Here is a 20,838-nt window from a genome sequence, read left to right as displayed (position 1 = left end):
ATGCGACAATGTGCAGGAACCGCCCACGCGTGCTGCAAGTTTTCGCAGTCATGGAAGCGATGCAACTCCACCGCGGCCGCCTGATCGACCATATCCAGCTGGTCGTCGCCGACCTCCCCGCCAGTCGCGCTTTTTACGAGGCGGTGTTCGAAGTGCTCGACATTCCCTTGGGCGGCAGTGCCGACAGCCATTTCTGGTATGACGAATTGTTCGTCTCGACGAAAGACGGCCCCGAAGCCGCCGGCAAGCTCACCGGTCGCCACCATCTCGCCTTCCAGGCCGAGGACGAGGCCATGGTCGACGCCTTCCACAAGGCGGGGCTCGCCGCGGGGGGCAAGGACAATGGCCCCCCTGGCAAGCGCCCCAATTACCATCCCGGTTACTACGCCGCCTTCCTGCTCGATCCCGACGGCAACAATATCGAGGCGGTCTATCACGGTGCGCACGAGCGCTCCGCCGCCAGCGTCCGGATCGACTTCGAGATGTAGTCGCTTCCCGACTTGTCCCGGTAACCGCGAATTTCCTTGCCCTTCGCGTCCCGCACCCCCATGTGCGCGGTTCCATGGAATTCCAGAACCTCCCCGCGCTTCTCAGCGAAGCGCTCGCCACGCGTGGCTATGCCGCGCCCACTCCCGTCCAGGCCGCCGTGCTCGAGCCCGAAGCCCTGGGCCGCGACCTCGTCGTCTCGGCACAGACCGGCTCGGGCAAGACCGTCGCCTTCGGCCTCGCAATGGCCGGCGACTTGCTCGGCGAGGATGGCCGCGTCGTCCCCGCCCGTGCCCCGCTTGCTTTGATCATCGCCCCCACGCGCGAGCTCGCGCTCCAGGTCAGCCGCGAGCTGATGTGGCTGTTCGGCCAGACCGGCGCGCGCATCGCCACCTGCGTCGGCGGGATGGACGCCTCCAAAGAGCGCCGCCAGCTCAGCCACGGCGCGCACATCGTCGTCGGCACCCCCGGGCGTCTGCGCGACCATCTCGAGCGCGGCGCGCTCGACCTCTCGGACCTCCGCGCCGCCGTCCTCGACGAAGCCGACGAGATGCTCGACATGGGCTTCCGCGACGATCTCGAGCACATCCTCGACGCCACCCCGGCCGGCCGCCGCACCCTGCTCTTCTCGGCGACGATGCCCAAGCCGATCGTCGCACTCGCCCGCCGCTACCAGAAGGATGCGCTGCGCATCTCGACCGTCGGCGAGGATCGCGGCCATGGCGACATCGCCTATCAGGCCGTGACGATCTCCCCCTCGGACATCGAGCATGCCTGCATCAACCTGCTCCGCTTCCACGAGGCCGAGACCGCGATGCTGTTCTGCGCGACGCGCGACAATGTCCGCCATCTCCACGCCACCCTCGTCGAGCGCGGCTTCTCCGCGGTCGCGCTCTCCGGCGAGCACAGCCAGTCCGAGCGCAACCACGCGCTGCAAGCCCTGCGCGATCGCCGTGCCCGCGTCTGCGTCGCCACCGACGTCGCCGCGCGCGGCATCGATCTCCCCACGCTGAGCCTCGTCATCCATGTCGAGCTGCCGCGCGACGCCGAGGCGCTCCAGCACCGTTCGGGCCGCACCGGCCGCGCCGGCAAAAAGGGCACCGCGGTCCTCCTGGTCCCCTACCCCCGCCGCCGCCGCGTCGAGATGATGCTGCGCGGCGCGCGCATCGAGGCCGAATGGATCGACGCGCCGACCCCCGAGGCGATCCGCGCCAATGATCGCGAGCGCCTGCTCGCCGCCCTGCTCGCCCCCGTCGAGACCGACGAGGAAGACGCCGCCCTCGCCGAGCGCCTGCTCGCCGAGAAGTCGCCGCAGGAAATCGCCGCCGCGCTCGTCCACGCCCACCGCGCCGCGATGCCGCAGCCCGAGGAAATGATCGAGCAATCGTCCGACGGCCGCCGCGCCGCGCAGCAGGAGCGTCACCGCCCCGGCTTCGACGATATCGCGTGGTTCCACATGGACATCGGCCGCCGCCAGAACGCCGATCCGCGCTGGGTGCTCCCGCTGATCTGCCGCCGCGGCCACATCACCAAGAACGAGATCGGTGCGATCCGCATCGGCCCGAACGAGACCTTCTTCCAGGTCCCCAGCGCGATCGCCGCCAAGTTCGCCGCCGCCGTCGCGCGCACCACCGAAGGCGACGAGGATGTCCGCATCGAGCCTTCGCGCGATGGCCCGCCGCCGCAAGGCGAGCGCGCCCCGCGCGGCCCGGCGCCGGGTGGCGGTGGCCGTCCGTCGCACCATAGCGGCCCGCGTCCGCCGCAGGGCGAAGGCCGCCCGACCCTGCGCCGCCAGGACCCCAGCCGGCCGCCGTCGGGGCCGCACAAGGCCAAGCCCTATCAGCGCAAGGGCCCGCCGCAGCGGTGAGCGTACGAATTCTCGTCGACGGCGACGCCTGCCCGGTGAAGGAGGAGATCTACAAGGTCGCCTGGCGCCACGAAGTCGCCGTCGTGGTGGTGAGCAACCAGCATCTGCGCATCCCGGCGCACCCCTTGCTGAGCCGGGTGGTGGTCAGCGACGGCTTCGACGCCGCCGACGACTGGATCGCCGAGCAATCGGCCCCCGGCGCGATCGTGATCACCGCCGACATCTTGCTGGCCGACCGCGCGCTCAAGGCCGGCGCGCGGGTCCTCTCCCCCACCGGCAAGCCCTTCACCACCAGCTCGATCGGCGGCGCCATCGCCACCCGCGCGATCATGGCCGATCTGCGCGCGGGCGGCGACCAGCTCGGCGGCCCGAAGCCCTTCGCGGCGACGGATCGCTCGCGGTTCCTGCAGGCGCTCGATACGGCGGTGGTGGCGGTGAAGCGGGGTCAGCAGGCGTAGCTGCAGTCGCTCGTGCGCGACTGCGCGATATTAGCCCGCAAAGTCTCGACAACCATCACGCTCCCCCGGGCACTGCCGGTTAACATATCGTGCTTAATCAGGCGGTCACTGTGTTGCAGATGGAACGGAGCGCCGTGAACCGCGAGGAATCTGTGTCGGCCGGGCACATACCGGAGATCGACGGAATCCGCGCCCTCGCAGTCGGGACGGTGATCGTCTTCCACCTTTGGCCGGGCGCCCTGCCCGGGGGCTTCACCGGCGTCGACATGTTCTTCGTCGTGTCCGGATTCGTGGTCACCCGATCGCTGCTGACCCGCGACTTCGCCAGCTTCCGGGCGCTGGCTCTCGACTTCTACGCGCGGCGTGCGGTCCGCATCCTGCCGGCATTGATCGTCATGCTGTTGGCGACCTTGCTGGCGGCGCAGCTCTTCGTGCCGCAAGGCTGGCTCGCCCGCGACCCGTCCCATGTCGGCCTCGCTGCCTTGTTCGGTGTCAGCAATCTGGTGCTCGTCAACGGAGCGGACGGCTATTTCGAGCCGCTGGCCACGCTCAATCCGTTCACTCACACCTGGTCGCTCGGCGTCGAGGAGCAATTCTATCTCGCCTTCCCGCTTCTGCTGTACTGGAGCAGGCGTGGGCCGCCCGCACGCATGCTGTGGGTGATCGGCGGACTTTCCCTCCTCTCGCTCACCCTCGCCGCCTGGTTCGGGGCGACACAGCCAAGGCTCGCTTTCTATTCGATCGTCTGCCGCTTCTGGGAATTGGGCGCGGGCGTATTGCTGTGCACGGCGCACGCCACCTGGCGCGCCCGGCTCGGCGCATCGAGCCGTCCCTTCCGCGCCGTCTTTGCCGCCGTGAGCGTGGCAGCGATCGCCGCCGGGCTGGGCTTCGCCGCTCCCGGCTTCTTCCCCTTTCCCCTTGCTTTGCTGCCGGTGCTCGGAACCGCCGGACTGATCGCAACGGTCTGTTCCTGCCCCGAACTCGCCATCGCCAGGCTGCTCCGCAGCGGACCCGCGACCTTCACCGGGCGGCTGTCCTACTCGCTCTATCTGTGGCACTGGCCCGTCCTCGTCCTTTTCCGCTGGACCGTCGGGCTGGACAGCCTCGCGCTGCAGCTCGCCGCGCTCGCCGTTTCGGTCGTGCTGGCGCACTTGTCCTATCGGCTGGTCGAGCGCCCGCTCCGCACCCGCGCCCGGCACGGCAAGACCGCCCGCGGGGGCATTCTCCGCATCGCGCTCGGGTCGGTCATGCTGGCATTCCTCACCGGAACGGTCCTCCTGGGCAACCGCCAGCATTTGTCGCTGAGCGTGACTCGCGATCGGGCAAGCTGGTACGCAGAGCCCGATCGTCCGCTCGACCCCGGCCCGGCCAATTGCGCCCTCCGTCAGGAGGAAGCAAGCATCGCCGGCGGCTCGAGGATTGGCTGGTCGCCCGAAAACTGTCGGCGCGCGGGACCGGCGTCGAAGATCATCGTCCTGGGGGACTCGCACGGCGTCGCCTACACCCCCAATCTCCGCCAATTCGCCGCGGAGAGCGGCGCCAGGATCGTGGTCTATTTCCGCGCCCACTGCCCGTTCCTCGAGCTCCTCCAGACCATGGCGAGCCGGCCCGGCTGCCGATCCTTCTACAAGACCGCACTCGACGAAGTGCGCGCCTCCGCATCCGCGGGCGATGTGATCTTCTTCCCCGGATTGCGCCTCCACCACGCCCCCGCAGCGCCGGCGGCCGGCCGCGATCCGCTCCGCCCCGCGGAGGCGGTTCCGCCCGAAGCGATCGACGAGGCTCTCGCACTCCTGCGGCTGCTCGGCCGCAAGGGCGCGGCGATGCTGTTCGAGGCACCCAAGCCGCTCTTCCAGAGCCCGGCCTATCGCTGTGCCGACTGGTTCAACCGGAACAACCCGGTCTGCCGTGCAGGGCTGGCGGCCGGACGGAACGAATTGCTGGCCCGCCGCCGGAGCGTGGTCGCGGCAATGCGAACGCTGGCAGATGCGGCCCCCGCCATTTCCGTGTGGGACCCGTTCGCCGACCTGTGTCCCGAGGACCCCTGCCGCGCCATGCGCGGCGACAAGCCCTTATTCTTCGACGGCGATCATCTCAGCGGATATGGCAATTCCCTGCTGTACCCGGCGTTCCGACGGGCCTTGCTGTCGGCGCACCGGTCAGTCGGCTGACAGGCGCTACGGTGCGCTACGCCCGATCCTGCAGGGCCGCTGCATGCGGCGGTGGTTGCGGTCAGGCGGGCGGCTGCCCCACCGCCCTCGATACGTCCGCGCCTTCTAGCCCTCTCCCGCCTTCGCGAGAGAGGGTTGGGTGAGAGCCTTCTACTTCTCTCCTCCGAGCCCTCTCTCTGCCACCTCTTCCTTCTATTCCCCCACCATGCGCACGCCCGTCCGCCGCAGCGGTGAGCGTAGGGATCCTCGTCGACGGCGACGCCTGCCCGGTGAAGGAGGAGGTCTACAAGGTCGCCTGGCGCCACGACGTTGCCGTCGTGGTGGTGAGCAACCAGCATCTGCGCATCCCCGCGCACCCTTTGCTCAGCCGGGTGGTGGTCAGCGACGGCTTCGACGCCGCCGACGACTGGATCGCGGAAGCATCGGCCCCCGGCGCCATCGTGATCACCGCCGACATCTTGCTGGCCGACCGCGCGCTCAAGGCCGGCGCGCGTGCCTTGCTCCCAAGCTGAGCGGCAGCGCTAGAGAGCTTCTCGTCCCGCTTACCGTCCGCCCGCATTGACGAAGCGATTAGTCCGACTATTCTACGCCCAAACAATCCGGAGAGCGATGGTGGGCAAGGGTATCAGCGACAAGGCTTTCGCAGCGCTATTTATGATAGCGCTAACATGCCCGGTCGGTACCGCGGCGCAACAGGCCCCCGATGCTCCGCAGGCCAATCCCCTCATCCGCGACAAGTTCACCGCCGACCCGGCGCCGCTGGTCGTGGGTGATCGGCTCTATCTCTATGTCGGGCATGACGAAGCGCAGCGCGACGAGATGTTCAACATGCGCGAATGGCTCGTCTACTCGACCACCGACATGAAGCGCTGGACCGATCACGGTCCGATCCTGAAGGCGACCGACTTCAAATGGGCGAAGAAGGACGCCTGGGCATCGCAGGCGATCCAGAAGAACGGCAAATTCTGGTTCTACGCCGCGGTCGAGCATGACGATACGCACCCCGGCAAGGCGATCGCGGTCGCGGTCTCCGACACGCCCACCGGCCCATTCGTCGACGCGAAGGGCGCCGCGCTGATCACCAACCAGATGACGCCGAAGGGCACCCATAGCTGGGAGGATATCGACCCCACAGTGTTCACCGACGAGGACGGGACGACGTGGATCGCGTGGGGCAACCGCCAATGCTATATCGCCAAGCTCAAGCCCAACATGATCGAGATCGACGGCCCGATCACCGAGATCACGCCGCCGCATTTCGAGGAAGGGCCGTGGCTGCACAAACGCGGCCCGCTTTACTACCTGACCTATGCCTCGCTCGACCGGTCGAAACACCGCGACGAGAAGATATCCTACGCCACCGCGCCGTCGATCCGGGGGCCCTGGACGTGGCGCGGCGAACTCACCGGATCGGGCAAATACAGCTTCACGATCCACCCGGGGATCGCCCGGTTCAAGGGCGACTGGTACCTGTTTCTCCATAACGCCGCGCTCACGATCGGCGACCAGAACGGATCGATCGGGCGCCGCGCGGTCACCGTGGAGCATCTCCAATATAATGCCGACGGCACGCTGAAGCCCGTCGTCCAGACCGACGCCGGCATCTCGGCGCCGCGTCCACGCTAGGCCGGAAACGACACGTCGAGCCGAAAATCGGCCGGCACAATGAGGAGGGGAACGATGCGCACCACCAATCAGAGGCACTGGATGAGCACGGGCATGGCGGCGATTGCCTTGATCGCCACCTGCGCGCTCGCCCCCCGCGCCCACGCCCAGAACGACCGGATGACGCCGATCGCGGCTCCGGCCCAGCCGGGCGCGATCGAACTGAAAACCGGCGCGCTGCCGGGCGTCACCGCGCCGGAGGCATGGCATAGCCAATATGGCAGCGTCTTCGCGCGCAACGTCACCGTCGCGACGCTCACCCCCTTCCTGCCCGATCCGGCGAAGGCCACCGGCGCCGCCATCGTCGTCGCGCCGGGCGGCGGCTTCCGGACCTTGTCGATGCAGAATGAAGGCTGGGATGTCGCCAGGGCGCTCGCCGACCGCGGCGTCGCGGCATTCGTGCTCAAATATCGCCTGAACCAGACCCCGCAGGATATGGCTGCGTTCGAGCGCTCGATGCGCGAGATGTTCAGCGGCGCGGCGCGACCGCCGCGGCCCGCGCCCGATGCGGCGATCACCGGTCTCGCCCCGCAGATCGCCGATGCGCGCGCGGCCTTCGCGTTGATCCGCCGGCGGGCGAAGGAATGGCGGATCGATCCCGAACGGATCGGCATGATTGGTTTCTCGGCGGGCGCGATGCTGACGATGGCCACCACGCTCGCCGGTGAGGAGGCGAAGCCCGCGTTCATCGGCAACATCTATGGTCCGCTGGCGTCGATGACAGTGCCTGCCGCCGCGCCGCCGATGTTCGCCGCGCTCGCTGCCGACGATCCGCTCTTCGGCAATAGTGGCTTCGGCCTGATCGAGAACTGGCGGGCGGCGAAGCGGCCGGTCGAGTTCCACCTCTACGAGCAGGGCGGGCACGGTTTCGGCATGTACAAAAAGGACACCACGAGCACCGGCTGGTTCGGCGCGTTCGCGGACTGGCTGCGGATGCATGGCTTCCTGCAGGCTGCGCGCCCCTAGCCTGCAGGCTCTGACAGCCATCGGCCCCTCGCAAAGCAGGATTTCGTCTGCTTGCCTCGGGCGGGAGCGGCCTTGCCGCCGCCACGTAGCAACCGCGGATCGCCTCACGTCCTATGGCCCGGTCAACCCGCCTGACGCTTCGCTGTGACCCTCGCGGCGCGAAGCGGGCAAGTGTCCCGCGCCGGCAACGCGCCTCTCACGCCCAACTACGCCGGCAAAACCGCCCCACTCTCCCCGCCACCGTCCAACCGAAAATGAAACAGCCGGCTGGGGCCATCTTCCGGAACGACATAGAGTTCGCGGCCCTCGATCGCCATGCCTTCGCCGGTATAGGGTCCGCCGCGGCCCAGCGGCCTGACCGGTCCGATCGCGCCGGAGCGCAATGTCCGCCGAAGCTTCATCGACGGCCAGTCGATCCAGTCGACCGCGCCGCTCCACAGCGTCAGCGATCCGCCCGCCACCAATTGTCCGTCGACGAACTTCATGTCCTGATGGTGCGTCGGCGAAGGGTTCGGCACGGTGCGGACCCGGCCATTGTCGGCCAGATCGAAGATGTAGAGCAATTCGCTGTCCCAATTGCCCGCGACAAGCGTGCGGCCCGATGCCGCGACACACCCCAGATGGTCCGCGACGCGGATCTTGCGGCGGACCCGCAGGCTGTCGGCATCGAGTTCGAGCAGTATCGCCGAGCTGTTCGGCTTCAATTCCGCGACCGGAACCCAGATCGAGCGCCCCGAAATCGAGATCCCGCCTGGATGATAGCGCGCCCCGTCGGTCAGCTCGCGTCGCCGCAGGAGCTTGCCCGTGCGCCGGTCGAACTCGTGGATATAGCCCTTGCGGTTTTCCTGATCGACCGACGTGACCCAGATCCGCCGGCGATCGAGCTCGAGCCCCTGAACGTGAAACAATTCCCCTTCGAGCCTGAGCGAACCCACCAGACGCGCTTGCTCGATCCCGTCGGTGAACTGGTCCGGCGCGGCGGACACCGACAGGCTCGGCAACAGCAGGAAAAGCGCAGTCAAACTCGATCGGATGGTCTTGCGGATCATCTGACTTGCCCCCGGATTTTGCGTGTCCACGCTCCATGGCAAAGTCGTGTGTCAGAAAAGCTGCATTGCCTCAGGGTCGGCCGCCCGGGGCCGCTTGCAATGTAGGATTTCGTCTGCTTGCCTCGGGCGGTCGGCCTTGCCGCCGTCGCCGGTAAAAACTCAGATCGCCGCACGTCCCATGCCTTGGTCAACTCGCCCGACGCTCCCCCGCGACCTTCGCGTCGCGCAGCAGGCGCCTGCATGGCGCGGGTGTAGCGCTCGGTGTCGCGCACCCTGCGAGCGAGTCAAGCACGCCACAAAAATTATCGTGATATTTCAATATTCTAATGAGTCAACTTCGCCGACAAAACCCGCTTTCGAGTCAAGCAGTCGAGTCAAGCAGTCAACCAAATCGGGCCTTGCCGCCCGCGCCCCGTTGCCCTCCGCTCCGCCGCTTCCTAAGCTCGGCGCGAATTCCAACCACCGGGGCATCATGCACAGACTGAAGACCATCCTCCTCGCCGGCGCGCTGGCGACGGGGCTCACCGCGCCCGCTCTGGCCCAACGCGCGCCTGCGACGATCACCCCCGATCATGTCCGCGCCCATGTCGACCTGCTCGCCGGCCCGGCGCTGCGCGGCCGCGGCAGCGCGACGCCCGACGAGGCCGCGGCGGCCGCTTATGTCGCAGCGATGTTCCGCGGCTATGGGCTCGCAATGGCGCCGGGGATGACCGGCTACACCCAACCGATCGACATCGTCACCCTGCGGCTCGATCGCCCGCCCGTCCTTACTGCCAACGGGGTGCCGGTCGATGCCCCCTTGCTGTTCTCCTCCACCGGCCAGCCGGTCCGCGGCAAGCTAGCGGTCTTTGCCGGCACCGATCCGAAGCAGGCCCCCGCCGCCGACGCGCTGATCGTCACCGGCGCGGGGGTAAACGGGCTCCAGTTCGCCGGCGGCGTCGATCCGGCCAAGGTCAAACTGGTGATCATCCGCGCCACCGATCAGACCCGCTCCTATTACGAGCGGATCGGCGGCCGCCCCCGCCTCCCCCGCACCATCAAGGGCGAAGCGCCCCGCCCCCGCCCGACCGTCGTCGCGCTGAACGACGCCGCATTCGACAAGCTCGCCGCGCAGGACGGCACCGATGTAGCGCTCGAATTGCCCGGGCTGGTCGAGCAGGCGCAGGTCACCACCAACGCGCTCGGCTATCTCCCCGGCAGTGATCCGGCCGCGGGCGTCCTGCTCGTCACTGCGCATCTCGACCATCTCGGCGTCCGCCCCGACGGCAAGGTGATGTACGGCGCCAATGACGACGCCTCGGGCACCGCCGCGGTGCTCGAGCTGGCGCGGACGCTGGCGGGCAGGAAGCATCGCCGCGGCATCCTGTTCGTCGCTTATGGCAGCGAGGAAGCCGGCGGCTTCGGCGCGCGCTGGTTCGCCGAACATCCGCCGGTGCCGCTCAGCGACATCGTCGCCAATCTCGAGATCGAGATGATCGGCCAGCAGGACGCCAAGCTCCCCGCCGGCACGATGATGATGACGGGCTATGAACGCTCGACCTTCGGCGAGACCTTGAAGGCGCACGGCGCTTTGATCACCACCGATCCATACCCTGAGCAGAACTTCTTCCAGCGCTCGGACAATTATGCCTTGGCACTGAAGGGCGTGGTCGCGCACACCGTCTCGGGCTGGGCGACGGTGCCGACCTATCACACGCCCGAGGACACGGTGGACAAGCTCGACATTCCGTTCATGGCGCGGGCGATCCAGTCGCTGGTCGCGCCGCTGCGCAGCCTGGCGGACAGCAAGGCCAAGCCCGAATGGAAGCCGGGCGGGCGCCCGAGCGAATGACGGTCGTGGAACTGCAGGACCTGCTGCTGACCGCATTGGTGCGTCAGGCCGGCGGCAGCAAGCGCGACTGGCGCGCGGCGTTGGGCAAGATCCGCGTCTACAGTCCCGAGACCCATCCGCATTGCAACTGGATGGTCGCCCCCTCGGGGAGCAACGGCGAGAACGCCATCATCGAACGCCTCCTCGACGATTTCCGCGGGCGGCATCCGCTGGTGACGGCGGACTAACAAATTCCCCTCCCTGAAAGGGAGGGGTTAGGGGTGGGTGGCGTCGGGCAGGGCTCGGTGCCCTGCCCGACGCTCCGGTGCTAGGCGGAGACCCGCAACGTCCGCGCCGCGGCGACCATCGCCTCGATCGCCGGCTTCACTTCGGCCCATTTCCGGGTCTTGAGTCCGCAATCGGGGTTCACCCACAGCTGCTCGGGCCGCAGATGCTGCTGCGCCAGCCGGATCAGCGCGACCATCTCCTCCTCGCCCGGCACGCGCGGCGCATGGATGTCGTACACCCCCGGCCCGATCGCTCCGGGGTAGCGATAGGCGGCAAAGCCCTCGAGCAATTCCATCTGCGAGCGGGCGGTCTCGATCGAGATGACGTCGGCGTCCATCGCGCCGATCGACGGCAGGATGTCGTTGAACTCCGAATAGCACATATGGGTGTGGATCTGGGTCGCATCGCCGACCCCCGCCGCGGAGAGCCGGAAGCTGCCCACCGCCCAGTCGAGATAGGTCTGCCAGTCCCGCTGGCGCAGCGGCAGCCCTTCCCGCAGTGCCGCCTCGTCGATCTGGATCGCCTTGCACCCCGCCGCCTCGAGGTCGATCACTTCGTCGCGGATCGCCAGGGCGATCTGCTTGCAGGAGTCGGCGCGCGGCTGGTCGTCCCGGACGAACGACCAGTTGAGGATCGTCACCGGCCCGGTCAGCATGCCCTTGACCGGCCGCGTCGTCAGGCTCTGGGCATAGCGCCACCATTCCACCGTCATCGGCGCAGGCCGCGAGACGTCACCATAGAGGATCGGCGGCCGCACGCAGCGCGAGCCATAGGACTGGACCCAGCCATTGACGGTGAACGCGAAGCCCGAGAGCTGCTCGCCGAAATACTGGACCATGTCGTTGCGCTCGAACTCGCCATGGACGAGCATGTCGAGCCCGACTTCCTCCTGCCACCGGATGGTGCGCTCGGTCTCCTCGCGGAGGAAAGTGTCATAGGCCGCCGCGTCGAGCTCGCCGCGATTGAACCGCGCCCGGGCATTGCGGACTTCGCTGGTCTGCGGAAACGAACCGATCGTCGTCGTCGGAAAAGCCGGCATGCCCAGCACCGCCGCCTGCGCGGCGCCGCGCACCGCGATGTCCGCCGCGCGCTGGTACATCGCATCGCTCACCCCGGCCACACGGTCGCGGACGGCGGGGTTGTGCACGCGGGGCGAGGTCTTGCGGTTGGCCGCGGCCTGCGATGCCTTTGCCAGCTCTCCCGCAACGCTGTCGCGCCCTTCGTTGAGCGCGCACTTGAGCAGCGCCAGTTCCTCGACCTTCTGGACGGCAAAGGCGAGCCACTGCGCCACGTCACCGAGCTTCTTTTCGAGCGCGAGATCCATGGGGACGTGGAGCAGCGAACAGGACGGCGCGAGCACCAGATCGCGCGTCGCCGCAATGGCTTCGAGCCGGTCGAGCAGCGCCTCGAGATCGGCGCGCCAGACGTTGCGCCCGTCGATCACGCCGAGCGACAGCAGCAACGACTTCGGCGCCGCCTTGAGCAGCGGATCGAGCTGTTCCGGCGCGCGAACCAGATCGACGTGCAGCCCTGCTACCGGCAGGGATGCGGCGAAGGAGAGGTTGTCGCCGAGCCCGCCGAAATAGGTAGTGAGCATCAGCTTCGGCCCCGAGCGCGACAGCCGGGCATAAGCCCGGGTCAGTGCCCGGCGCTGCTTCTCGTCCAGATCGAGCACCAGCAGCGGCTCGTCGATCTGCACCCATTCTGCGCCCGCATGAGCAAGCTGGCCGAGGATCGCGGCATAGAGCCCCAGCACTTCATCGAGCATCTCGAACGGATCGACCCCGCGGCCCTTGGCAAGGCTCAGCCACGTCACCGGCCCGAGCAGCACCGGCCGCGTTTCATAGCCCTGCGCCCTGGCCTCGCGATATTCGTCGACCACCTTGAGCCGGTTGAGCGCCAGCTTCTGGCCGGCGGCCAGTTCGGGCACCAGATAGTGATAATTGGTGTCGAACCATTTGGTCATCTCGCAAGCGGTGACGCTGCCGTGCCCGCACGCGTCATGACCGCCGGTCGTCCCCCGGGCCATTGCGAAATAGGTCGCGAGATCGGCTTCGCCGTCGGCGCTGCGATACCGCTCGGGGATCGCGCCCAGCATCACGCTGGTGTCGAGCACGTGATCGTAGAGCGAGAAATCGTTCGAGGGCAGCCAGTCCGCGCCCAGCGCCTTTTGCCGCGCCCAGCCGGCGGTGCGCAGCCCCGAGGCAGCGTCGAGCAGTTCCGCCTCGCTCGTCTTGCCGGCCCAATAGGCCTCGAGTGCATGCTTCAGCTCGCGCCGCGGCCCGATGCGCGGAAATCCCAAGGTAGCAACGGTGATAGTCATGTCTTCAACCCCGAAGAGGGGCGAGGAACGCGGAGCAGACGCGGGCATGCGCGGCCATAGCCCGGCCGACACGCAAGCGACCGATCCGGGCACCCCGCCGGTGGACGTACTCGCGTCGAAGGCAGGTCTCCTGGCTCACGGGTCAGCGCGATGGTCCGTCTTCCCGGAGCGAACCCCAGTGACATGGTTGGACCACAGCTCGCCGCTTACAGTTGCGGGGGCAGCGCCGGTTTTTCACCGGCTTCCCGTCTTAGCTCCGACGCAGGGCACGCCCCGGACGAAGAACCTTGACCCTCTCCAGATCGCACTCCCGTGCGGGGCCGTCAAGCATCATATAAAGAAATCTTTATATGATGCTTCAGCCGAGCATCATCAGGCTGGCATTGCCCCCCGCGGCGGTGGTGTTGATCGAGACCGACACCTCCTCGACCAGCAGGTCGAGATTATAGGCATCCGCTCCGCTCAATGCCGCGGTCGATGCCGCCTGTGCGGAGACGACCCCGCCCTCGCGCTTGGCCAGCATGCGCAGCAAGCGCGTCACTTGCTCCGCGTCTCCCTCCATCAACGCCCCCGAGACCTGACCCGCGTCGCTGCGGATCCGCGTTCGCACACTGACCGGCAAGCCCGCCAGCGCTGTGGAATCCCCCTCCACCACCACATCGTTGCCCGTCGCAAGACACGCGGCGAGCTGATGGAAAAGCCCTACCCGTGTCGTTGGCGCAAGCAGGATCGTCCCGCGCGGATGCAATGCATACAGATTGCGCTCGCCGACCGGGCCGGGAAGCTCGACTTCATGGCCCAGAGGTGAAGCAGCCCCCAACTCCCGCGCGAGAGCTGCGGCCTGCGGCTCGCCCATTCCCTCCAGCCATTCGGCAAGATCGGCGAGTGCCGGATCCGCCGGGCCAGCGCCGCGCGATTCCGGCACCGCCCCATCCCGAACCAGCCGGGGCAGGTAGAGCGGCCCACCTGCCTTGGGTCCGGTGCCCGAAAGCCCGCGCCCGCCGAAAGGCTGGACCCCGACGATCGCGCCGATGACGTTGCGGTTGATGTAGAGATTGCCCGCCTTGATGCGCGAGGTGACCTGCGCGATCGTCTCGTCGAGCCTCGTGTGCAGTCCGAAAGTGAGCCCGTAGCCCGTGGCGTTGATCGCATCGATCAGCGCGTCGAGATCGTCACGAGCATAGCGGATCACGTGGAGCACCGGCCCGAACACCTCGCGTGTCAGATCGGCGATCCTGTCCAGCTCGATGATCGTCGGCGGCACGAAGGTGCCGTGAGCCGTCTCGTCCGACAGCGCCTGCTGCTCGACGCGACGCCCACGCGCGCGCATCGCAGCGATGTGCTTCTCGATATTGGCCCTGGCTTCGACGGTAATCACGGGGCCGATATCGACCGCCAGCCGATCGGTATTGCCGATGCGAAGCTCGGCCAGCGCGCCCTTGAGCATCGCCAGGGTGCGATCGGCGACTTCTTCCTGCAGGCACAGTATCCGCAGCGCCGAACAACGCTGGCCCGCGCTGTCGAACGCCGAAGCGATGACGTCGGCCACTACCTGTTCGGCGAGCGCCGAGGAATCGACGATCATCGCATTCTGCCCGCCGGTCTCGGCGATCAGCGGGATCGGCTTGCCGTCGCTCGATAGCCGCTCGGCCAGTTGTTTCTGGATCAACCGCGCCACTTCCGTCGAGCCCGTGAACATCACGCCCGCAGTCTCGGGCGCACTGACCAGGGCCGCCCCGATCGCGCCGTCGCCGGGCACCAGCTGGAGCGCATCGGCGGGCACGCCCGCTTCGTGCAGCAGGCGCACCGATTCGCTCGCAATCAACGGCGTCTCCTCCGCAGGCTTGGCGAGCACCGGATTGCCGGCGACCAAGGCCGCGGCGACCTGTCCGGTGAAGATCGCCAGCGGGAAGTTCCATGGGCTGATGCACACCACCGGACCGAGCGGCGCGGCTGTCGGAGCCAGCGTCGCGCGCGCCTGCACGGCATAGTAGCGCAGGAAGTCCACCGCCTCGCGCACTTCGGCGACCGCATTGGGAACCGACTTGCCAGCCTCGCGCACGATGAGCCCGATTAGAACCGGCATCCGCGACTCCATCGCCTCTGCCGCGCGATCAAGCATCGCGGCGCGCTCGCCGAGCGGTACCGAGGGCCAGGTGGACGCTGCAGCGCGCGTCGCCGCGGCGCAAGCTGCCTCCGGCGCAATCTCGACCACGCTACCGACGACGTCGCGATGATCGGCGGGATTGCGCACCGGCCGTTCGGTGCCTGCACCCGCCTCCGCGCGCCACGCGATCGCGGCACTCGCCTGAAGTTCGCCGGTCAGCGCAGCGAGCGCGATCTCGTTCGACAGATCGATACCCGCCGAGTTGCGGCGGTCGGGATAGAGGTCCGCGGGCAGCGCAATGGCGTCATGCTTTGCCCCGGGCTGCGGCGCGTTCCGCACCAGTTCGACCGGATCGACGACGAGTTCGTCGATCGACACCGCCGGATCGGCGACCCGGTTGACGAACGAGGAGTTCGCACCGTTCTCGAGCAGCCGGCGGACCAGATAGGCGAGCAATTTCTCGTGCGTCCCTACCGGCGCATAGATGCGGCAAGGCCGGCCGAGCCCCTCCTCGCCCACCACTTGCCGATACAGCGGCTCGCCCATGCCGTGGAGGCACTGGAACTCGTAGTCGCCCACCGCGAACGCCGGGCCGGCCATCTGGTAGATCGTCGCGAGCGTCAGCGCATTGTGGGTCGCGAATTGCGGGAAGATCACGTCCTTCGCCGCCAGCAGCTTGCGCGCGCAGGCGACATACGCGGCGTCGGTGTGGAGCTTGCGCGTATAGACCGGGAAATCGGCAAGCCCGTCGACCTGCGCGCGCTTGATCTCGGCATCCCAATAGGCGCCCTTGACCAGCCGCACCATGATCCGGCGGCCGGCTCGCCGCGCGAGATCGACGATCCAGTCGATCACGAACGGGCAGCGCTTGCCATAGGCCTGCACCACGAAGCCCAGCCCGTTCCACCCCGCAAGCTTCGGATCGAGCGCCAGCGATTCGAGCAGGTCGAGCGAGAGCTCGAGCCGGTCGGCTTCTTCGGCGTCAATGTTGAAGCCGATGTCGTAGGACCTGGCGAGCACCGCCAGCGCCTGCACCCGTGGCAATAGTTCTCCCATCACGCGATCCGCCTGCGCCCGCGCATAACGCGGGTGCAGCGCCGAGAGCTTGATCGAGATGCCGGGGCCTTCGTAGATCCCGCGCTTGCCCGCCGCCTTGCCGATGGCGTGGATCGCGCGGGTATAATCTTCGAAGTAGCTCGCCGCGTCGGCCGCCGTGGCCGCGGCTTCGCCGAGCATGTCGTAACTGTAGCCGAAACCGCGCGCTTCTTCCTTGCGCGCGCGCCTGAGCGCCTCGTCGATCGTCTCGCCGGTGATGAACTGCTCGCCCATCATCCGCATCGCGAGATCGACCCCGCGGCGGATCACCGGCTCGCCGGCACGCGCGATCAGCCGGGTGAGCGCGGCGCCCAGCCCCTTGTCGTCGGCGCTGTCGACCAGCTTGCCGGTGACCACCAGCCCCCAGGTCGCGGCGTTGACGAACAGCGAGCGACTACCACCGAGATGCGCGCGCCAGTCGCCGTCGGCGATCTTGTCACGGATCAGCGCATCGCGAGTGGCGTCGTCGGGGATGCGCAGCAAGGCCTCGGCGAGGCACATCAAGGCGACGCCTTCCTCGCTCGACAGCGTATATTCCTGCACCAGCGCCTCGACACCGCTCCTCGTCCCCTGCTTGCGCAAGGATGCGATCAGGTCGCGCGCAGTCTGCTCGGCAGCGGCGCGCACCGCCGGGGCGAGCGTCGCCGCTTCGAGCAGCTGCGCGATGCATTCGGGTTCGGGTTGCCGATACGCCTCGGTGATCGTCCGGCGAAGCGGAGTCTGGGGGAGGTTCGGCGGGGCGAAGGCGGCAAAGGCGGGGCTGGTGGACATGCCTCACATATAGCGCGAGCCACGAAGTCGATCTGCCTTACTTTGCGCCAATAATCTGTATTAAACGCCCAATATCCCGGCCTGAAAAGATGAAATGCATGGAAAACTCCATCAAACCAGCCGATCTGGACGAATATGACCGCAGGATCCTCGCTGCCCTGCGCGAGGACGGCCGGATCACCGTCACCGACCTCGCCCAGCGCATCGGTCTGTCCAAAACGCCGTGCCAGCAGCGGCTCAAACGGCTGATCGAATCTCGCGTCATCCTGGGCTTCACCGCGTTGATCGACCCCGCCAAGCTCGCGCTCGACCATGTCGCGTTCACCGAAGTGAAGCTCTCCGACACTCGCGAAAAGGCGCTGGAGGAGTTCAACGCCGCGGTCCGGCGCATCCCCGAGGTGGAGGAATGCCATATGATCGCCAGCAGCTTCGATTATCTGCTCAAGGTCCGCACCGCCGACATCCGCAAATACCGGATCGTCCTCGGCGAGCGCATTTCGAGCCTGCCGCACGTCGCCAGCACCTCGACCTATATCTCGATGGAGACGATCCGCGAGACGGTTCGCAGCTGATTGTCGCTTTGCTGTTTCGAACGCCCGGCAAAGCCTCTATCCTGCCGCGAACGGAGGGGCTCATGGGTATTTTCGATTTTCTTTCGAAGCAATTCGTCGACGTCATCGATTGGGTGGACGAGCCGGGCACGCTGGCGATCCGCTATCCGATGGAGGATCGCGAGATCCAGAACGGCGCACAATTGACCGTGCGCGCGGGCCAAAAGGCGCTGTTCTACGATGAGGGCAAGCTCGCCGACGCGTTCCTGCCCGGGCTCTACACGCTCGAGACCGGCAACCTGCCGTTGCTCACGTCGCTGCTCAATTGGGACAAGGGCTTCGCCTCGCCCTTCAAAGCCGATGTCTATTATTTCAGCCAGAAGGAGCAGACCGGGCTGAAATGGGGCACGCAGCAGCCGATCACGGTGCGCGACAAGGAATTCGGCCCGTTGCGCATCCGCACATTCGGCTCTTATTCCTTCCGCATCGAGAGCGTGCCGACCTTCGCGGTCAAGATGATGGGCTCGCTGGAAAAGCTGACTGTCACCGATCTGGAGCCGCAGCTGCGCGGCGTGATCGCTACGGCGATCGCCTCGGCGCTCGGCAACGGCGAAATCGCTTTTCTCGATCTCGCCGCGAACCAGACGGCGTTGTCTGAAAAGCTCAAGGCCGCGGTCGAGCCCGCTTTCGCAGGGTGGGGCTTGAGCTGCACCAGCTTCTTCATCGAAAGCCTGTCATTGCCCGAGGAAGTCCAGGCGCATCTCGACAAGGCCAGCTCGATGCGGGTGGTGGGCGATCTCGACCGTTTCGTCCGCTTCCAGAGCGCCCAGGCGATCGAGACCGCTGCCGGCCAGTCGGGCGGCGTCGCGGGCGCCGGCGCGGGCATGGCTGCAGGCATGGCGATCGGCCAGAGCATGGCCGGCGGCATCGGCGGCGCGACGGCGCCCGCGGCCCCCGCCGCGGCGCCGGGCGAAGATGCCTATGCCCAGATCGAGAAGCTGCACAAATTGCAGACGATCGGCGCGATCACGCAGGAGGAGTTCGACGCCAAGAAGGCGGAGCTATTGAGCCGCATCCGCTGAACGCATGAGCCTGCACCTCCCCTGCCCCAATTGCGGCGCCGATGTGGTGTTCCGCTCGCCCGCGCTGCCCAACCGCGTCTGCGACTATTGCCGCTCGATGCTGGTGCGCAGCGATGCCGGCGTGGCCAGGGTCGGCGAGGTCGCGGCGTTGCCGTTCGACGTGAGCCCGGTGCAGATCGGCATGCACGGCCGCGTCGAGGACAAGGGCTTCGAAGTGATCGGCCGCGTCCGCTGGGCGTGGACCGACGGCGCGTGGAACGAATGGCTGCTGCTATTCGAGGATGGCACCAATGCCTGGCTGGGCGAGGCGATGGGGCAGTTTATGCTGCTCTGGGAGCGGCCGTTCGCACAGGTTCGGACCCGGACCTTGCGCGAGATCGCCGATGGCAACGAAGCGATACCGGGCGCCGAGGTCCAGCTCGACAACGAGAAGCTGGTCATCGCCGATGCGCGCGAAGTGATCTGCGTCGCTGCCGAAGGCGAATTGCCCTTCACTGCCGGAACGGGCTGGAAGCTCTACAGCGTCGATCTGCGCGGACGACACGGCGAATGCGCGACGCTCCAGCGCGACGATCAGGAAGTGACTTTCTACCAGGGCCGATACGTGACGCTGCCAGAACTGGCGCCGCGCGGGCTGCGCGCGATCGAAGGCTGGGCGCTCCCTTCTTATGCAGCCTGATTTCGCGCTCCAGGCCGAGCCCGCCCCCGCGGCACGCGCGCTGACCTGCCCCTCGTGCGGCGGCGGCGTCGAGCTGCGCGCGGCAGGCTATACCGTCCATGTCGCCTGCCAATATTGCGGCTCGATCCTCGACGTCACCGATCCGCAGGTGAAGCTGGTCACTGCCTATAATCAGCAGTCAGCGGAGCTCGAGATCCCGCTCGGCACGCGGGGCACGCTGCGCGGCGTGGAATGGGAAGCGATCGGCTATCTCCAGCGCTCCGAAAACGGTGCTTATGGCTGGGAAGAATATCTGCTGTTCAATCCCTATCACGGCTATCGCTGGCTGGTGAAGGTTCGCGGCGGCTGGAGCCTCGGCGAGGCGCTGACCGTCACGCCCGACTGGCTGTCTTATGACCAGCTCGGCGTCGGCGAAGAAGCGTTCGACCATTTCTTCGCCGATGGCGAAGCGCGGGTCGATTACGTGCTCGGCGAATTCTATTGGCGCGTGGCGCTGGGCGAAAGGGTCGCCACTGCCGACTGGGTCCGCGCCGGAGCGATGCTCTCACGCGAGGCGAACGGGCACGAAGTCAGCTGGACTCGAAACGCCTGGTTGCCGCCAAAGGAGCTGCAAAAGGCGTTCGGCATCCAGCCCGAAGCCGGGATCTGGCCGCCCTTGCCGCACCAGCCTTCGCCCTGGGGCGGATGGATCAAGACCGGCCTGAAGCTTGGCGCGGTGGCATTCGCCTTCCTGCTGCTCTTTGCAATCTTCTTCGGCGGCAGCCAGTGGTCGGCCGCCGGCAGCTTCGCGATCACCGCCGACGGACGCGAGCAGACCGCGACGCTCGGCCCGATCACCCTGCCCCGGCGCTACCAGAGCGTCCATCTGCGCGCCGAGGTGCCGCGGCTCGAAAATGGCTGGGTCGATCTCGACTACAGCCTCGTCGATCGCAGGACCCAGCAAGTCTACGAAGCCTATGGCGCGGCCGAACGCTATTCGGGGAGCGATTCCGACGGGCCGTGGAGCGAGGGCAGCGGCAGCGCCGAAGTGTCGATCGCCAGCGTGCCGGCAGGAATTTACGATCTCGTGGTCGAATATAAGGGCAATCGCTGGACCGGCACCGGAAGCTACTCGGCCGACGGCGCCGGCTGGCTGGACCCCGCCAACGTGCCCGAGGTGAAGGTCGAGATGCGCCAGGGCGTCCTCTACGCCTCCAACCTGCTGATTGCGCTGTTCCTGATCGCAATTCCTTTGTTGTTCGCGCTCGTCCGGCACATCGCCTTCGAAACGGCACGCAAGAGCGAGAGCGACTTCGCCACCTCCGCAGAGGATGACGACGAATGAGCAACCGCACCTTTTTCTACGCACTCTGGTGCCTCGGCGTAATGGGGCTGTTCATCCTGTGCACCACCTACGCCTGGTCGCCCTTCGCACAAGGGAGCCGGGCGCGCACCCATGCCGGCTTCTACGGCCCCACCCACAAATAGGGA

General features: G+C 67.3%; 16 protein-coding genes, 1 pseudogene and 1 riboswitch. Of the genes and pseudogenes, 14 read left to right on the top strand and 3 right to left on the bottom strand.

The window, feature by feature from the left end:
* Positions 1 to 29 precede the first annotated feature (29 nt).
* From CVN68_RS00925 to CVN68_RS00895, 7 genes and pseudogenes are all read left to right on the top strand, one after another.
* Positions 30 to 488 carry a VOC family protein gene (locus CVN68_RS00925; RefSeq protein ID WP_233503502.1) on the top strand — a complete coding sequence of 153 codons (459 nt, stop codon included), beginning with the start codon at positions 30 to 32 and terminating at the stop codon, positions 486 to 488.
* 74 nt (positions 489 to 562) lie between these two features.
* Complete coding sequence (locus CVN68_RS00920) at positions 563 to 2,353, top strand: DEAD/DEAH box helicase (protein ID WP_100280541.1); 1,791 nt, start codon at positions 563 to 565, stop codon at positions 2,351 to 2,353.
* Entirely contained in the window at positions 2,350 to 2,811 is a 462-nt protein-coding gene (locus tag CVN68_RS00915; RefSeq protein WP_100280540.1) for a YaiI/YqxD family protein, read from the top strand. The genes CVN68_RS00920 and CVN68_RS00915 overlap by 4 nt, the downstream gene beginning before the upstream one ends.
* Positions 2,812 to 2,945: 134 nt before the next feature.
* A complete protein-coding gene (locus CVN68_RS00910; RefSeq protein WP_158298642.1) occupies positions 2,946 to 4,982 on the top strand; it encodes an acyltransferase family protein in 2,037 nt (678 codons plus the stop codon).
* A 194-nt stretch (positions 4,983 to 5,176) separates the two neighbouring features.
* Positions 5,177 to 5,491, top strand: a pseudogene (locus CVN68_RS00905) (DUF188 domain-containing protein); the annotation flags it as partial.
* Positions 5,492 to 5,636: 145 nt separating this feature from the next.
* On the top strand, positions 5,637 to 6,608 hold the full coding sequence (locus CVN68_RS00900) for a glycoside hydrolase family 43 protein (RefSeq protein WP_100284136.1): 972 nt from the start codon (positions 5,637 to 5,639) through the stop codon (positions 6,606 to 6,608).
* A 54-nt stretch (positions 6,609 to 6,662) separates the two neighbouring features.
* The gene (locus tag CVN68_RS00895) at positions 6,663 to 7,613 is read left to right on the top strand and encodes an alpha/beta hydrolase (RefSeq protein ID WP_407695525.1); all 951 of its coding nucleotides are present in this window, start codon (positions 6,663 to 6,665) and stop codon (positions 7,611 to 7,613) included.
* A gap of 206 nt (positions 7,614 to 7,819) precedes the next feature.
* Here the strand turns inward: CVN68_RS00895 and CVN68_RS00890 are convergent, their stop codons facing one another.
* Positions 7,820 to 8,662, bottom strand: coding sequence for a DUF6454 family protein (locus CVN68_RS00890; protein WP_100280536.1), 843 nt, complete (start codon positions 8,660 to 8,662; stop codon positions 7,820 to 7,822).
* Positions 8,663 to 9,134: 472 nt separating this feature from the next.
* Between CVN68_RS00890 and CVN68_RS00885 the strand changes: the two genes are divergently transcribed.
* Together CVN68_RS00885 and CVN68_RS00880 are read left to right on the top strand one after the other, a co-directional pair.
* Positions 9,135 to 10,493 carry a M28 family metallopeptidase gene (locus CVN68_RS00885; RefSeq protein ID WP_100280535.1) on the top strand — a complete coding sequence of 453 codons (1,359 nt, stop codon included), beginning with the start codon at positions 9,135 to 9,137 and terminating at the stop codon, positions 10,491 to 10,493.
* Entirely contained in the window at positions 10,490 to 10,720 is a 231-nt protein-coding gene (locus CVN68_RS00880) for a hypothetical protein (RefSeq protein WP_100280534.1), read from the top strand. The genes CVN68_RS00885 and CVN68_RS00880 overlap by 4 nt, the downstream gene beginning before the upstream one ends.
* An 80-nt stretch (positions 10,721 to 10,800) precedes the next feature.
* Here the strand turns inward: CVN68_RS00880 and metE are convergent, their stop codons facing one another.
* Both metE and putA read right to left on the bottom strand, forming a co-directional pair.
* Positions 10,801 to 13,083: a 5-methyltetrahydropteroyltriglutamate--homocysteine S-methyltransferase gene (gene metE, locus CVN68_RS00875; RefSeq protein ID WP_100280533.1), complete on the bottom strand. Its 2,283-nt coding sequence runs from the start codon at positions 13,081 to 13,083 to the stop codon at positions 10,801 to 10,803.
* Between the two features lie 103 nt (positions 13,084 to 13,186).
* A riboswitch (cobalamin riboswitch) is annotated at positions 13,187 to 13,388 on the bottom strand.
* A 53-nt stretch (positions 13,389 to 13,441) separates the two neighbouring features.
* Positions 13,442 to 17,056, bottom strand: a complete 3,615-nt coding sequence (gene putA / locus CVN68_RS00870) for a trifunctional transcriptional regulator/proline dehydrogenase/L-glutamate gamma-semialdehyde dehydrogenase (RefSeq protein ID WP_100280532.1) — start codon at positions 17,054 to 17,056, stop codon at positions 13,442 to 13,444.
* Between the two features lie 98 nt (positions 17,057 to 17,154).
* Here putA and CVN68_RS00865 point away from each other — a divergent pair, with 98 nt between their 5' ends.
* The 5 genes from CVN68_RS00865 to CVN68_RS23550 all read left to right on the top strand — a co-directional run bounded on the left by CVN68_RS00865 (position 17,155) and on the right by CVN68_RS23550 (position 20,835).
* On the top strand, positions 17,155 to 17,628 hold the full coding sequence (locus CVN68_RS00865) for an Lrp/AsnC family transcriptional regulator (RefSeq protein ID WP_100280531.1): 474 nt from the start codon (positions 17,155 to 17,157) through the stop codon (positions 17,626 to 17,628).
* Between the two features lie 62 nt (positions 17,629 to 17,690).
* Positions 17,691 to 18,689 carry an SPFH domain-containing protein gene (locus CVN68_RS00860; RefSeq protein ID WP_100280530.1) on the top strand — a complete coding sequence of 333 codons (999 nt, stop codon included), beginning with the start codon at positions 17,691 to 17,693 and terminating at the stop codon, positions 18,687 to 18,689.
* Positions 18,690 to 18,693: 4 nt separating this feature from the next.
* The gene (locus CVN68_RS00855; RefSeq protein WP_100280529.1) at positions 18,694 to 19,368 is read left to right on the top strand and encodes a DUF4178 domain-containing protein; all 675 of its coding nucleotides are present in this window, start codon (positions 18,694 to 18,696) and stop codon (positions 19,366 to 19,368) included.
* Positions 19,358 to 20,692: a DUF4178 domain-containing protein gene (locus tag CVN68_RS00850; RefSeq protein ID WP_100280528.1), complete on the top strand. Its 1,335-nt coding sequence runs from the start codon at positions 19,358 to 19,360 to the stop codon at positions 20,690 to 20,692. Before CVN68_RS00855 ends, CVN68_RS00850 begins: the two co-directional genes overlap by 11 nt.
* Positions 20,689 to 20,835 carry a hypothetical protein gene (locus tag CVN68_RS23550; protein ID WP_199560171.1) on the top strand — a complete coding sequence of 49 codons (147 nt, stop codon included), beginning with the start codon at positions 20,689 to 20,691 and terminating at the stop codon, positions 20,833 to 20,835. Before CVN68_RS00850 ends, CVN68_RS23550 begins: the two co-directional genes overlap by 4 nt.
* The last annotated feature ends 3 nt before the right edge of the window (positions 20,836 to 20,838 follow it).

The organism is Sphingomonas psychrotolerans, from assembly GCF_002796605.1.
Taxonomy (GTDB): Bacteria; Pseudomonadota; Alphaproteobacteria; order Sphingomonadales; family Sphingomonadaceae; genus Sphingomonas; species Sphingomonas psychrotolerans.
The sequence above is the reverse complement of the archived record's forward strand: the minus strand, read 5'-3'. Positions and strand labels throughout refer to the sequence as shown.

Bases quoted from the DNA above. Each gene is read 5' to 3' on its own strand.
- CVN68_RS00920 (WP_100280541.1), top strand. From the start codon at position 563: ATGGAATTCCAGAACCTCCCCGCGCTTCTCAGCGAAGCGCTCGCCACG.
- CVN68_RS00900 (WP_100284136.1), top strand. From the start codon at position 5,637: ATGATAGCGCTAACATGCCCGGTCGGTACCGCGGCGCAACAGGCCCCC.
- CVN68_RS00895 (WP_407695525.1), top strand. From the start codon at position 6,663: ATGCGCACCACCAATCAGAGGCACTGGATGAGCACGGGCATGGCGGCG.
- CVN68_RS00890 (WP_100280536.1), bottom strand. From the start codon at position 8,662: ATGATCCGCAAGACCATCCGATCGAGTTTGACTGCGCTTTTCCTGCTG.
- CVN68_RS00885 (WP_100280535.1), top strand. From the start codon at position 9,135: ATGCACAGACTGAAGACCATCCTCCTCGCCGGCGCGCTGGCGACGGGG.
- CVN68_RS00880 (WP_100280534.1), top strand. From the start codon at position 10,490: ATGACGGTCGTGGAACTGCAGGACCTGCTGCTGACCGCATTGGTGCGT.
- metE (WP_100280533.1), bottom strand. From the start codon at position 13,083: ATGACTATCACCGTTGCTACCTTGGGATTTCCGCGCATCGGGCCGCGG.
- putA (WP_100280532.1), bottom strand. From the start codon at position 17,056: ATGTCCACCAGCCCCGCCTTTGCCGCCTTCGCCCCGCCGAACCTCCCC.
- CVN68_RS00865 (WP_100280531.1), top strand. From the start codon at position 17,155: ATGGAAAACTCCATCAAACCAGCCGATCTGGACGAATATGACCGCAGG.
- CVN68_RS00860 (WP_100280530.1), top strand. From the start codon at position 17,691: ATGGGTATTTTCGATTTTCTTTCGAAGCAATTCGTCGACGTCATCGAT.
- CVN68_RS00855 (WP_100280529.1), top strand. From the start codon at position 18,694: ATGAGCCTGCACCTCCCCTGCCCCAATTGCGGCGCCGATGTGGTGTTC.
- CVN68_RS00850 (WP_100280528.1), top strand. From the start codon at position 19,358: ATGCAGCCTGATTTCGCGCTCCAGGCCGAGCCCGCCCCCGCGGCACGC.
- CVN68_RS23550 (WP_199560171.1), top strand. From the start codon at position 20,689: ATGAGCAACCGCACCTTTTTCTACGCACTCTGGTGCCTCGGCGTAATG.